Origin of the sequence: Nitrospira sp., from assembly GCA_005116745.1 — a bacterium.
Classification (GTDB): domain Bacteria; phylum Nitrospirota; class Nitrospiria; order Nitrospirales; family Nitrospiraceae; genus Nitrospira_D.
The window spans coordinates 284,451-298,280 of the sequence record SWDS01000010.1 but is presented as its reverse complement, the minus strand read 5'-3'; the positions used below and the strand labels follow the sequence as shown (position 1 = coordinate 298,280).

14 protein-coding genes are annotated in these 13,830 nt (G+C 54.4%); 4 read left to right on the top strand and 10 right to left on the bottom strand.

Features of this window, described 5'->3' with window-relative positions:
- Window positions 1-51: 51 nt before the first annotated feature.
- Both E8D52_16275 and E8D52_16270 read right to left on the bottom strand, forming a co-directional pair.
- A complete protein-coding gene (locus E8D52_16275) occupies window positions 52-1,893 on the bottom strand; it encodes a methylaspartate mutase (protein TKB65945.1) in 1,842 nt (613 codons plus the stop codon).
- Entirely contained in the window at window positions 1,890-2,261 is a 372-nt protein-coding gene (locus E8D52_16270) for a hypothetical protein (GenBank protein ID TKB65944.1), read from the bottom strand. The genes E8D52_16275 and E8D52_16270 overlap by 4 nt, the downstream gene beginning before the upstream one ends.
- Before the next feature lie 192 nt (window positions 2,262-2,453).
- Between E8D52_16270 and E8D52_16265 the strand changes: the two genes are divergently transcribed.
- The 3 genes from E8D52_16265 (at window position 2,454) to E8D52_16255 (ending at window position 4,182) form a co-directional block, all read left to right on the top strand.
- Window positions 2,454-2,732: a BrnT family toxin gene (locus tag E8D52_16265; GenBank protein TKB65943.1), complete on the top strand. Its 279-nt coding sequence runs from the start codon at window positions 2,454-2,456 to the stop codon at window positions 2,730-2,732.
- Window positions 2,733-3,059, top strand: a complete 327-nt coding sequence (locus E8D52_16260; protein TKB65942.1) for a hypothetical protein — start codon at window positions 2,733-2,735, stop codon at window positions 3,057-3,059.
- A gap of 580 nt (window positions 3,060-3,639) precedes the next feature.
- Window positions 3,640-4,182: a hypothetical protein gene (locus tag E8D52_16255; GenBank protein TKB65941.1), complete on the top strand. Its 543-nt coding sequence runs from the start codon at window positions 3,640-3,642 to the stop codon at window positions 4,180-4,182.
- Window positions 4,183-4,455: 273 nt separating this feature from the next.
- On the opposite strand, the gene E8D52_16250 is transcribed toward E8D52_16255, so the two are convergent.
- The 8 genes from E8D52_16250 to lepA form a co-directional block, all read right to left on the bottom strand.
- Window positions 4,456-4,659, bottom strand: a complete 204-nt coding sequence (locus E8D52_16250) for a hypothetical protein (protein TKB65940.1) — start codon at window positions 4,657-4,659, stop codon at window positions 4,456-4,458.
- A 236-nt stretch (window positions 4,660-4,895) separates the two neighbouring features.
- Window positions 4,896-5,297, bottom strand: a complete 402-nt coding sequence (locus E8D52_16245; protein TKB65939.1) for an SIS domain-containing protein — start codon at window positions 5,295-5,297, stop codon at window positions 4,896-4,898.
- An 83-nt stretch (window positions 5,298-5,380) separates the two neighbouring features.
- Window positions 5,381-6,208 carry a 3-deoxy-8-phosphooctulonate synthase gene (locus E8D52_16240; GenBank protein TKB65938.1) on the bottom strand — a complete coding sequence of 276 codons (828 nt, stop codon included), beginning with the start codon at window positions 6,206-6,208 and terminating at the stop codon, window positions 5,381-5,383.
- Window positions 6,209-6,217: 9 nt separating this feature from the next.
- On the bottom strand, window positions 6,218-7,819 hold the full coding sequence (locus tag E8D52_16235; protein TKB65937.1) for a CTP synthase: 1,602 nt from the start codon (window positions 7,817-7,819) through the stop codon (window positions 6,218-6,220).
- A 49-nt stretch (window positions 7,820-7,868) separates the two neighbouring features.
- Window positions 7,869-8,669 carry a 3-deoxy-manno-octulosonate cytidylyltransferase gene (kdsB, locus tag E8D52_16230; GenBank protein TKB65936.1) on the bottom strand — a complete coding sequence of 267 codons (801 nt, stop codon included), beginning with the start codon at window positions 8,667-8,669 and terminating at the stop codon, window positions 7,869-7,871.
- Window positions 8,662-9,729 (bottom strand): D-glycero-beta-D-manno-heptose-7-phosphate kinase, encoded by a 1,068-nt coding sequence (rfaE1, locus tag E8D52_16225; protein TKB65935.1) that lies wholly within the window; start codon window positions 9,727-9,729, stop codon window positions 8,662-8,664. The genes kdsB and rfaE1 overlap by 8 nt, the downstream gene beginning before the upstream one ends.
- A complete protein-coding gene (gene lepB / locus E8D52_16220; protein ID TKB65934.1) occupies window positions 9,699-10,472 on the bottom strand; it encodes a signal peptidase I in 774 nt (257 codons plus the stop codon). Before lepB ends, rfaE1 begins: the two co-directional genes overlap by 31 nt.
- Window positions 10,469-12,268, bottom strand: a complete 1,800-nt coding sequence (lepA, locus tag E8D52_16215) for an elongation factor 4 (GenBank protein TKB65933.1) — start codon at window positions 12,266-12,268, stop codon at window positions 10,469-10,471. The genes lepB and lepA overlap by 4 nt, the downstream gene beginning before the upstream one ends.
- A 186-nt stretch (window positions 12,269-12,454) precedes the next feature.
- On the opposite strand from lepA, the gene bioA reads away from it, so the two are divergent.
- Window positions 12,455-13,822: an adenosylmethionine--8-amino-7-oxononanoate transaminase gene (gene bioA, locus E8D52_16210; protein ID TKB65932.1), complete on the top strand. Its 1,368-nt coding sequence runs from the start codon at window positions 12,455-12,457 to the stop codon at window positions 13,820-13,822.
- The last annotated feature ends 8 nt before the right edge of the window (window positions 13,823-13,830 follow it).

Here is a 13,830-nt window from a genome sequence, read left to right as displayed (position 1 = left end):
TGCGGACTGAGTGCTGAGTAAAGAGACTGGTGCGGAGGTCTGCCTCGTTTCTCATCGCTCGATACTCGGTCCTGGATAGAGCCCAACGGCATTGAACCATTTCGTCAGCGCTGTGACACGGCCTGGTTGATCAGCTGGAAGTCGGAGCGGTCGCCCACGGCCATCGAGCAAGAGCCCGACGACACCGCCATGAACTTCCTTGGTCACGGCCACACCCGCCCCTGACCCCATGTTGACCCCCTTGGCAGGTTGTACTTTGATCGTGGCCTGCTTGCCGGACTCCAATGGAAACAATCGCAACTCGCCGAACTTCAATGGCTCCTTCGTGGTCTTCCCATCGGGCCAGGTGATTTCATAGTCGGCACAGTGATCACCGTCCTTTCCCTGCCCAATCGGCGCCACACAGGTCCCAAGGTAAACCATGCAATCTCTGACGAACACGTCGGTCGCTGCCCTCTCATTGATCGTGGAGAGCACTCCAAGATGCGGCATCATGAAGATGCTGTCGACGGACAACCGCGTACAGCCCATCGGCTCATAGGCATCGACCATCATCAACATCGATTGGATTCGCCGCGGAGCATGTGACAGAATCCCCCCGCTTCCGACGATCAAATCCAGCTTCAACATATCGATCAGTGTCTTGCCGGAGGTCTGTTGTTCGAAGACGTCGGAGATCGTTCGTTCCTGCTGCACACCCTTCAATCCGGTCGCAAGGGACTTGTGATGGATCAGGGCTAATCGCAAGGCTTCGCGTGCGATCGCCTGCTCGATCTGCAGTTCATCGAGCGTCTGCGGAATGGTGGTGGGGCGGATCATCTTGTTCTTGATCCGGTTGCGCAACGTCTGCTCATCGATCGTGAGCGGCACCCAACGCATGATATTGGCCAGTCCCGCCTCCGCAAGCACATTCGACACGCTATACGACATGCCGAGATTGGCACTGACCGTCCGGTTGAATAGGCCGTCGAAGACGGAAAACACGTCCGTCGTCGCTCCTCCGATATCCACACCGATCAGGTTCAGATGTTCCCGTTTGGCGATCGCCTCCATGATGAGGCCGACTGCAGCGGGAGTCGGCATGATCGGCGCCCCCGCCATTTCCATAAGCTTCTTATAACCAGGCGCCTGCTGCATCACATGCTCAAGGAACAGGTCGTGAATCTTGTTCCGCGCCGGCGCCAAGTTCTCTCGCTCCAGGACCGGCCTGATGTTCTCCGTCACCACCAGCGCCGACTTATCTTCCAAAATCTTTCTCACTTGCGGTTGGGCTTCCTTATTGCCCGCATAGATCAACGGTAACTTGTAGGTCACGCCAAACCGTGGCCGTGGTTCCGCCGCAGCGATATATTCCGCCATCTCCACGACGTGGGTGACCGCCCCTCCATCAGTCCCACCTGACATCAGAATCATGTCAGGTCTCATGGAACGAATCCGCTCGATCTTTTCGTGAGGCAACCGGCCGTCGTTAGCCGCCAACACGTCGATGACGATAGCGCCGGCCCCCAGCGCGGCGCGCTGCGCGCTTTCACCGGTCATATTCTGCACGACGCCAGTCACCATCATCTGTAAGCCACCACCGGCGCTGCTGGTCGAGATATAAATATCGACGCCCGTCTTGTCGCCCCGGCAAGGCGTAATGATCTTGTCCCCATCCAGAATCTTCCGGCCCGAAAGCTCTTCAATTTCCGCGATGGCATTCAGAACACCGCGTGTCACATCCTCAAACGGTGCTTCCACCGTCGTCGGCGCTTCACCGCGATAGGTCTGTCGATATTCATCACCGACTTTTTCGATGAGAATGGCTTTCGTCGTGGTGCTGCCACAATCGGTGGCGACAATCACATTGAGGGGGCGATCAATCTTAGGAGGACTGGAGGCAGAAGCTGTCATTGAGCCGTTGCTCCCTGTGGAGCAGACTTGGCTTCAATGATGGCAATCAGATGAGTCACCGTATCCCGGCGCTCGAGCAATCGTGCGACCTGCTCAACTTCTTTGGCACTCATCACGCAATCAATGATCGGCGTGATGAAATGCAGGGCCTGACTGCCAAGAAAATTCATCGGCCCCATGGATTCCAAAAACATCGTCGCCGGAGCCGCCATACCACGCTTGACGACCATCTCGGCTATTCGTTCCAGCAATTGGACATCTTCAATGGCGAGGGACTCAGTCTCAGGTCGAACGGCAAACGCATGGCGCAATCCAATACGAACTTTCGCAAGTTTTTGAGCCATTCGGTCCTTGGTGGGTGATGGCATAAGTGACTGTCAGATAAGAGGGAACTAAGAGCGACTCGCATTATATGAATGGGGTGAGGGAGAGTCAATTCAATGGTGGAACCGCGAACCTAATTTTCCAGTGCAGGCATAGCATCATGTTCAACACAGACGTGACGATCGAGCGTCCTCAGCTAGTGATGACATGAAACACACATTGGGCTAAACTGGCCCATGAAGCCGTTTCGTTGGAGCCACGAAAAGAATGAACGACTGAAAGCTGAACGAAATATTTCTTTCGAGGAAATCGTGCTTGCCATTGAAGCCGATGGAGTGCTTGATATCGTGGTACATCCCAACCTCGGCAGATACCCTCGTCAACGAATGTTTGTTGTCGCGATCGAGCACTATGCCTACTTGGTTCCGTTCGTGGAAGAAGCCGACCACTACTTCCTTAAAACGATCATTCCGAACAGGAAGGCGACCCGTGACTACCTGAAAGGCGGTGTGTAAATGAAAAAACGTCGACCATCGTATGAAGAACAAATTGCCAAAGAATATGAGAAAGGCCGGTTTAAGTCCGTTGCTCCCTCAAAGGCCGAACTCAACCGCTTCAAAGAAGCGGCCCGGGCGACGTTCATCAAGAACCGGAGTGTCAACGTGAGATTGTCCTCACCCGATTTGATGGATATCCAAACCCGTGCAGCCGAAGAAGGAGTGCCTTACCAAACGCTCATTGCCAGTGTGCTACACAAGTTCGTGACAGGCCGATTCACGGAGAAATCATCGCGTCTCACAACGCGTTCGAGCGGGCGCGCCAAACGACGACGCGCTGCGTAAGACTTAGGGCATCAAAGTCTAACGGCCATGGTACTCATCATACGTAAGACCGTTGCTGAAAAGCTTGCTACCCACCTGCACCATGAATTGTCGCTGGGCAACCTGGTGCCTGGGCCGAATCGGCAATGATGGACGGCGAATTCGACCCAGCCTATCCTCCGACTATTCGTGAGGTTGTGGCGAGCTCGGCGTCGCCGACGTACACGCATTTGGCCTCACCTGGGAAGATTGCGAGCATCTCCTTGCTTAACTAGGCTACTCTGCACAAGTCAGCATCGTCGCCCGATTGTTTTCCATAGCACATTCCGATACGTTGAGTTCGGCATCATTCGGCACAAGACAGTAGTAGCGGCTTTCCCACATACCTCTTACTCGTACTTTTCATTCCCTATTAGAAAAAGTACAATGACTCGGCTCTTTTGCTAGAACGACTATAATCGACACGAACGTGTTGAATCGAGGTGGACAACGCGCACGCAGTCCAGTAGATGCGCTGGTCCAAGGGTGGCAATTCACAGCAATAACGGAACTATGCTGGTCAGTATGCTCAACAATTGGGTGGCGAGGGCCGAGAGCTACAATGAGCTTTGATTCACTCCTCGGCCCACTGATTGGGGCAAGCGCTGCACTGACCGGAGTCGGGTTGAACGAATTTATCAGGCGGCGGAACCGAGCGGAATCCTTCGCACAGGCAATTTTCAGCAGGCGACTCGAGGCGTTTGAGGCTCTATTCCACGCAATGGGCAACGCTCGGAGAGTCTTCTCCGCGTCCCTTGAAGCACCACCTTCAAAACGGAAGGAGGCCAAGGATGCAATCATGCACGCGGGCCTCGCAATAGCAGAATTGTCGGATCGACTCAGCCTCTATATCGAGGAAGTTGGTCTGCATTGCACTGCGCTCTGGCTCGACCCGCCGGACATTCTTGATATCCAGGACTCAACGGAGCGCGAGGCTGCAATCTCAGAGTTCCAGCGAGAGTATCAGCGCGCGTTGCAGATGATCCGTGATCTATCAGGTCTTAGTTCGGTTGAGCGAGTGTTCACATCTGTCAGTGGAGCCCAAGTAGATAGCGCAGTGGTCGCCAGAATCCGCGAGCTGCAGCGAGAACTCCAGAACCCTTAGGATTCTTGTCGCTCAACGAAGCGATCGAACCGACCGTTCAACAGCGGCGATTTGGTTGTTGTTGGCCAGCAGCTCATTGCCGAGGTTAACTCTCCCTGTTTGGCAAATAACATCTGCTTCTATACTCTTATGGCTGCCGAATAATGATGCTTCACCCTCCCTTCTCACAAGGGTGGCCCGGTTGAATCCAAAACTGCGCGCATGGAGCGACCACGTTGTTCTCCTTCACTGGAATACTGATAGGCAGACGTGGGGGTTCTGCGAGCACTTGGATCAACCGGGACGACCTTGCCCCATCTTGCTCTCCGTCCCCTTCCACAACCGTTTAATATTTCCCTTGTGCTTGATCACAATGAGACTGGTCACGAGCACGGAGAACAACGCAAAGGGAGCCGTCGGTCGAAGAGAGGCAGCAAGGACGGGAAAGAGTCCAAAGGCAGTGAGCGCACCACCGGAAGAGTAGCGCCAGAGAGCCACCGCTCCGATCCAGGCCAGCAGCAGCAACGGTCCGATCAGCGGTGCAACACCGAGGACAGAGCCAAGCGCAGTGGCGACCCCCTTGCCTCCTTTGAATCCAAGAAACGGTGAAAAGAGGAGTCAAGCAAGAAAATAGGATTGGTGGGTTATTACGTTTTGCAGCGAGCCCAGATTCACGTAATTGGTTTTCCTGAAATTGCACTCCAACCACGGTTGGTTATATTTGATTTGTTCACTTATTCGTTTGAACTTGTGATTCCCCGTAGCTTGCTACGGGGATCCGTTTCTCTGGTACCCTCTGGGCTGTTGGAAATCGCGACCAACGCATCACGTCGCGCCAACATGCCCAGATCTCCATGCACGCCCTCGGCGGGATGCAAAAAAAACGACGACGTACCGGTGCTGGCAAGCGTCGCGGCGATTTTTTGACCGATCAAGCCGGACTTCCCCATGCCCGACACGACGACCTTTCCCTTACACTGAACAAGCAACTGCACCGCCTTTGCGAACTTGGCATCCAACCGGTCCACAAGCGATTGGACGGCTCGCGCTTCAATTTCAAGCACGCGCCGACCGTCGGCCAGACTCTCTTCTATTTTCGAAATTTTCGAATCCCGGCCAGATGGCTTCACTGTCATAGTGTCACGTCGCCTTTTCGCAACCCTCGCGACTGGATGAGCTGCCTTCACCGTCGTAGATTGACCGCGCCGCGCTGAAGGTTTCAGCTTCTCGGCTTGGCCGCGTCGCATATGCGTAGAACCCGTTCCAGCAAGGACTTGAGTTGATGTAATGGGACCATATTGGGCCCATCAGACAGCGCCTCGTCTGGATTGGGATGGACTTCCATGAAGAATCCATCGACACCCGCTCCGGCCGCGGCGCACGCCAACGGCTCGACAAATTCCCGCTGGCCACTGGATTTCGTTCCACCACCACCCGGCAGCTGAACGCTGTGCGTCGCATCGAAGACGACAGGATACCCAAAAGTTCTCATAAGAGGAAAGGATCTCATATCCACAACAAGATTGTTGTAGCCGAATGACGACCCACGCTCAGTGAGCAGAAGCCGACGGCTTCCACATTCTTCGACTTTTTTGACTGCATTGCCCATTTCGATCGGCGAGAGAAATTGCCCCTTCTTCACGTTCACGACTTTTCCTGTTTTTGCAGCGGCAATCAGCAAATCCGTCTGCCGACAGAGAAAAGCTGGGATCTGAAGGACATCCACCACCTTCCCCGCTTCAGTCGCCTGCTCCTCCGTATGCACGTCAGTCAAGACAGGCAGAGCGAATTGGTCCTTTACCTTCTTCAATACCGCCAGGCCCTTCTCGATTCCAGGACCACGAAATGAAGTAATGGACGTTCGGTTGGCCTTATCGAATGATGACTTGAAGATGTACGGAATTCCCAGTGACTTCGCAATGTCCGCAACCTGGCCGGCCGTGTCCATCACGAGCTGCTCGCTCTCGATCACACAAGGCCCGGCAATGAGAAACGGACGCTGTCCCTGGCCGACCTTGAACGAACCGATTTCGACGAGTTGTGCCATAGCCAACAACTAATGCCCTAGCTTCTTGCGCAATGCCGCTCCCACGAATCCGCTAAACAAGGGATGTGGACGATGCGGGCGGGAACTATACTCAGGATGGAACTGGGTGCCTAAAAACCAGGGGTGATCCTTCAACTCAATAATCTCGACAAGGCGACCATCGGGAGACACTCCACTCAAGGCCAGCCCCTTCGAGATCAGCTGCTCTCGATAGGCATTGTTGAATTCATAGCGATGGCGATGGCGTTCACGCACCTCGCTCACCCCATACGTTTTCTGCGCCAGCGTCCCGTCGCTCAACTTGCAAAGATACGAGCCCAGTCGCATGGTCCCACCCTTGTCGCTCACGCCCTGCTGATCGGGCATGAGATTGATCACCGGATGGGGGGTGTGCTCGTCAAACTCGGCGCTGTTGGCACCGGCCAATCCGGCTACATTTCTCGCAAACTCGATCGCAGCACATTGCATCCCTAAACACAGACCGAGAAACGGGACCTGACGTTCCCGCGCATACCTAATGGCCGTCACTTTTCCCTCGATCCCCCTCGTCCCAAATCCACCGGGGATCAAGATGCCATCAGCCTCGCGTAGGATACGCTCCGTCCCTTGCCGCTCGATGTCTTCGGACTCGATCCAATTGATGTTGACCTTGGTCTCATGATCGATTCCACCGTGAACCAGCGCTTCTCCCAGGCTCTTGTAACATTCTTTCAGCCCCACATACTTGCCTACCAATGCAACGGAAATTTCATGCTTTGGCCGCTTAATCTTCTGGATCATCGCATCCCACTCGCGAAGATTAGGCTGGCCGGTCTCCAGATGAAGCTGACGAACAATCAATTCGTCCAACCCCTCTTTTCTGAAGACGATCGGAACCTCGTAGATGGTCTCGACATCTTTGGCCGTGATGACCGCATCCTTATCCACATTACAGAACATGGCAATCTTGCCCTTGAGCTCCGGGGGAATATACCGGTCGGTGCGGCACAAGAGGATATGGGGCTGAATGCCGATCTCACGAAGCTTGTTGACTGAATGTTGCGTCGGCTTGGTTTTCAATTCACCAGCCGCCCCGATGTAGGGCACGAGGGTCAAGTGGACATACAACACATTGTCGCGCCCGACGTCGTACGGCATCTGCCTAATGGCCTCGAGAAACGGTAAGCTTTCAATGTCGCCGACCGTGCCGCCGATCTCGACGATCGTCACATCGACGCCTTTGGAGATGCGCATGATCGCCTGTTTGATCTCATCCGTCACATGCGGGACGACCTGGACCGTTCCACCAAGATAATCCCCGCGACGCTCTTTCGTGATAACCGAGTGATAGATTCGACCGGTCGTGTAATTGCTCTCTTTCGTCAGCGATAACGAGGTGAATCGCTCATAATGTCCCAGGTCAAGATCCGTCTCCGCTCCGTCGTCCGTGACAAAGACCTCTCCGTGTTGATAGGGGTTCATCGTGCCGGGGTCGACGTTGATATAGGGATCCAACTTTAGAAAGGTGATTCTCAAGCCTCGGCTTTCCAACAGATTTCCGATAGAAGCCGACGCCAGCCCTTTCCCAAGTGATGAGACCACGCCGCCAGTCACGAAAATAAACTTGCTCATGGTTGTCCCCTCTGTTGGACGTCAGAGCACCCCAATTCGAATATACTTCTCATCGTTTAAACAATACCCCACTGTTCTGCAACTCACGCCTGACCGCCTCGTATTGCTGCAGGCGTTCCGCGACGTCAGGCACATCTTCAGGACGGTCAACTCGCAACGAGGCGTGTTTGGTTTCCCACACCCGAATACGAATCCCATGGTCCAATGCACGGAGTTGTTCAAGCTTTTCGGCGTCCTCCAAACGACTGGACGGCAGAGCCGCGAATCGCAGTAAAGTCTCCTTCGTATACATGTACAAGCCCAGATGGATGTAGTGGAGCCCTCCGATCACCTGCCTTCCTGGCTCATCACGGACGAATGGGATCGGAGATCGGGAAAAGTACAGGGCCTCGCCTTTGGCGTCCGTCACGACTTTGACCACTGCGGAATTGTGGAGATCCTCTAGAGAGTCCATGACCCGCTTCAACGTCCCTATGCCGACGCCGCTTTCAAGAAACGGCTCAATAAGATCAGTCAACAACTCTGGGTTCAGTGGAATCTCATCGCCCTGTAAGTCCAAAAAGTACTCTCCCGCAAACATGCGAGCCACTGCCGCGACGCGGTCTGTTCCGGTCTTATAGTCACCGACGACAAGGACCACACGTCCACCAAAGGCCTCGACGGCTTGCTTGATGCGCTCATCATCGGTCGCAACTAACACGCTCGAAACGGCACGGCAGGCCACAGCCTGTTCATAGACATGTTGAATCATCGGCTTCCCATTCAGCTCGACGAGCGGCTTGCCCGGGAACCGTGACGAGCCATATCGAGCTGGAATCACAACGGTGACGGACCGTGAACCCTTATTCATCTCCAAACGCCTCGGACAACTGTTTCGGCAAGACCGTCGCGGTGCCGACCATACCCACCACGATTCCTGCCGCATAATTCGCCATAACCGCTCCGGTCTTGATGCTGGCTCCAGCCGACAGGGCCAGCGCCAAGGTTCCGATGACCGTATCCCCGGCACCGGTGACGTCGTAGACCTGCCGAGCCTTCGTCGGCAAATGCCACGACGCGCCGTTGCGCTCATACAAGCTCATGCCTTTTTCACCGCGTGTAATCAAGACGGACTGACATCCGAGACGCTGCCGAATCATCGCGCCGGCTTCGTCGATCGTCTGGTCACTGTCTCCGTGCAACCCAGAGGCTTGAGCCGCTTCAAGATGATTCGGCGTCAGCACGGTGACGCCTTTGTAGTAGCTGAAATGTTCGACCTTCGGATCGACAATGACCGGAACTTTTCTCAACGCAGCAAGTCGTATGAGGTCGGACATGAGTGCCGGCGACACGACTCCCTTGGCATAGTCCGACACCACGATACAGGACAACTCTCGAATCCGTGACTCCACATACCGGAGAATCTTCTGCCGCAGCGCGACTTTCAGTTCGCTCCGTCCCTCGATGTCATACCGTACAATCTGCTGGTTATGCGCGATCACGCGACTTTTTCTGGTCGTCGGGCGATCATGGTCGATCACCACCCCCCCGCGGCTTGATCGTTTGTTGCCGAGCTCCTTCATCAACAGACGCCCGCTTTCATCCGACCCAATCACACCGCAGAGATCGGCCTTTCCGCCAAGCGCCAAGACATTGTTGAACACATTCGCAGCCCCACCAAGCCGCAGAGATTCCGACTCAACATGAACTACCGGAACCGGAGCTTCTGGGGAAATCCGGCTGACCCGTCCCATCACATAGTGATCGAGAATGAGGTCGCCGACAACGAGAATCGATGCCTGCGGAAATCGCTGAAGATACTCTCGGAGCACCTTGGGCGACAACGCATCACTCTTCCCATTCGAGTCTGCACTCGGAAGGGAAGAGACGCTGCGTTTTGTTATTGAATCGCCTTTCCGAATCGTTCCCATCTGACCCACTCCGTCCAATTTCCCTGCCCATTCCAGGACCAATAGATACGGAACGCTCTCCCACGAATCTTTTCTTCGCGCACATAGCCCCAAAACCGGCTGTCCAGACTTTGGTCGCGATTATCGCCCATCACGAAATACGATCCATCCGGAACCGTCACCGGTCCAAAATTATCGCGGGGGTTGATCGTCCCATCAATGACGCCGGGATCGATTCGTTGCGTAAAGGCTTTATCGTCGAGTGGCTGGCCGTTTACAAGGACGCTCTTATTCTTCAGTTGGACAATATCCCCTGGCAGACCGACAATGCGTTTGATGAAATCTTTCTCTTCATCCTCGGGAAACCGAAATACGATGATGTCGCCCCGCTGCGGCTTGCCGAACGTCACAACCGTTTCGGACGTGTAGCAATTGAGCGGTGGGAAACTCCATAGCACTTTACAGTCCGTCGGCCACTGCAGGCCATAGGAGAGCTTACTGACCAAAATATGATCGCCGATCTGCAAGGTCGGAATCATTGATCCTGATGGAATCTTAAATGCTTGCACGACGAACACGCGGATGGCAAATGCCAGGAGCATCGCCACAATGATCGCTTCCGCATATTCCCGGACAAGAGACTTTCGCCCCGATTGGTCCGTGTTGTCGGCGAGTTTGGCCTCCGAGAGCGCGGCCTGATCTCCCCCCCCACGCGGAGCACCTGGCAACTTATCCACATTTCTCGGATTCTGATCGAGGCTCATTCGTCTCCAACCTTCAAGATCGCCAGGAACGCTTCCTGCGGGACCTCAACACTGCCGACCGCTTTCATGCGCTTCTTCCCTTCCTTCTGTTTTTCCAGCAACTTGCGCTTCCTCGTGATATCGCCACCATAGCATTTTGCCAGCACATTCTTCTTCATCGCACCGATGGTCTCACGCGCAACGACCTTACTGCCGATCGCCGCCTGAATCGCAATCTCATACATCTGCCGTGGAATCAGCTCTTTCATCTTCTCAGCAAGCTGCCGCCCACGCTGAACAGAACGATCTTTATGCGTGATAAACGACAGGGCATCGACCGCTTCACCGTTCAAGAGAATATCGAGCCTGACAAGATCGGAGTTGCGGTAGCCAAGCACTTCATAGTCAAGCGACGCATAGCCCTGTGTGCGCGACTTGAGCTTATCGTAAAAATCGAGAATGACCTCGTTAAGAGGCAGTTCATAACTGATCATGACCCTGGTCGGATCGAGAAAACTCAGGCCCTTTTGAATGCCTCGGCGTTCCTGACAGAGCTGGAGGATGGCCCCCATATATCGTTCGGGCGTGATGATCGAGGCCAAAATAAACGGCTCTTCAAATGAGTCAATGCTACTGGGAGGCGGGAGCTGCGACGGATTATTGACCTCCAGTACCTCGCCCTTCGTGGTGAGGAGACGATAGACGACGGTCGGAGCCGTCGTGAGGAGCGTGAGATTGTACTCACGCTCGAGCCGTTCCTGAATGATTTCCATATGCAGCAGGCCCAAAAACCCACAGCGAAAGCCGAATCCTAACGCGAGCGATGTCTCAGGTTCATAGACGAACGAGGAGTCGTTTAATCGTAGTTTGACTAACGCGTCGCGCAAATCTTCGTATCGGCCGGTGTCGGTGGGATAGAGCCCGCAGAATACCAGCGGCTTCACCTCTTTATAGCCAGGGAATGGCGCACTCGTAGGTTCGACCGCATCCGTGAGTGTATCGCCGATTTTAACATCGGCAACCTCTCGCATGTTGGCACAGAGATATCCAACCTCACCGGTCAACAACTCGGTCTTCTTTGTCCGTTTCGGAGTGAACTGTCCCACTTCCATGACTTCAAACGTCCGATTGTTCGACATGACTTTGATCTTCATCCCTGGCCGGATGGACCCATCCACCAGTCTCGCCAGGACGATGACACCTTGATAATTATCGAACCAGGAGTCGAAGATAAGCGCTTTGAATGGAGCCTGGGGATCACCAGATGGAGGAGGAACCCTCGCAATGATGGCCTCCAATACCTCAGGGACTCCTTTGCCTTCTTTCGCACTGATCGGCAAGGCCTCTGCGGCATCAAGCTGCAGCACCTCCGAAATCGAATGTTTCGTGCCCTCGATATCCGAACTCGCCAGATCAATCTTATTGATGACCGGGATAATGGTGAGGTTGTTGGCCATCGCCAAATTCACATTGGCAATCGTCTGCGCCTGCACTCCCTGTGTGGCATCGACCAGCAAGAGCGCCCCTTCGCAGGCAGCCAGACTCCTCGACACTTCATAGGTGAAATCGACGTGTCCCGGCGTATCGATCAAATGCAAGGCATATGTCTTCCCGTCCTGAGCCTTGTACCGAATCGCCACGGCATGCGCCTTGATCGTAATGCCACGTTCCCGCTCGAGGTCCATGGCATCAAGGATCTGCTCTTTCGCCTCTCGAGCAGTGACTGCGCCAGTAGCTTCGAGGAACCGGTCAGCGAGGGTTGATTTGCCGTGATCGATATGAGCAATAATGGAAAAATTGCGTATAAGGCTTTGCAAATCCTAGCTCATTGGTGAAAAATGGGTCATTATAGTAACTGCTTCCTGGGTTGTCAAAGAGATCGCCTCCACCTATAATCACGCGCCGCCATCGAGGCCATTTCCTCGTCCATCGGCAGTCGTCAAGAATCAATTACAGATCGTCCAGGCTGATCATAGGATTGACGAACGAGCATTCATGGAGTCATGACTCGACCACCTTCTACGAAGCAGCTGAGGAACTGGGACCACCGCTATCTCTGGCATCCGTTTACCCAGATGCAGGAATGGGAACAGGAAGATCCGCTCATCATCGAGCGTGGCCGGGGCTCCTACCTCATTGATACGGAGGGCAAGAGGTATCTCGATGGCACCTCATCCATTTGGGTCAATGTCCATGGGCATCGCCATCCTGTCCTCGATCGAGCCATTAAGAAACAACTCGATAACATCGCCCACTGCACGTTCCTTGGTCTCTCCAATCCACCGGCTATTGAACTGGCCCGCGACTTGATCCGGATCGCACCGAAGGGGCTCACGCGCGTCTTCTATTCGGACAACGGTTCTACCGCCGTGGAGATCGCGCTCAAAATGGCTGTCCAATACTGGCAGCAACGGCATCCGAAGGCCGGCCCCAAAAATACCTTTCTCCATCTCAAGATGGCGTATCACGGGGATACGATCGGAGCCGTGAGCGTCGGCAATATCGCGCTGTTTCATTCTCGGTTCAAACCGCTGTTGTTCCCAACGCTGGCAGCAGAGCCACCCTATTGTTACCGCTGCCCGCTCAAACTCGCCTACCCCTCCTGCAAGATCGCGTGCATCGACCCAATTGAACAAATCTTGAAACGTCGTCATCGCGAACTAGCCGGGTTCATCATCGAACCGCTGATGCAAGCGGCTGCCGGTATGATTCCCCAGCCGGCCGGGTATCTGAAACGAGTCCGAGAACTTTGCACAAAATACAACGTCCTCTTGATCACCGATGAAGTCGCAACGGGTTTCGGGCGAACCGGCAAGATGTTCGCGTGCGAGCATGAACGGATCACACCGGATCTGATGGCGATCAGCAAGGGACTCACCGGCGGGTATATGCCGCTTGCGGCGACCCTCACAACCGATGAAATCTATCGAGGATTTTTAGGCACCTACGACGAATTCAAGACCTTCTTTCATGGGCACAGTTTTACCGGAAATCCCCTGGGCTGTGCCGTGGCCCTGGCCAATCTCCAAGTGTTCCGCCAGGAAAAAACACTGTCCCGACTGTCCGCAAAGATCAAGATGTTGACCCAATGGCTGAAGCCGATTGCTGATATTCCTCATGTCGGCGACATCCGACAGCGTGGGTTCATGGTTGGGATCGAGCTGGTCCAAGACACAACAACCAAAACACCGTACCCCCTCAGCGCCAAGACTGGTCATCACGTGGCGGCCATCGCCCGATCGAAGGGACTCATCTTAAGACCTATCGGGAACATACTTGTGCTCATACCTCCCCTCTCGACAACAACAGAAGAATTAAAGAAAATGCTAGAAATCATCAAGAAATCCATAGAGACTCTGCACAGTGATTGAGTCTCACT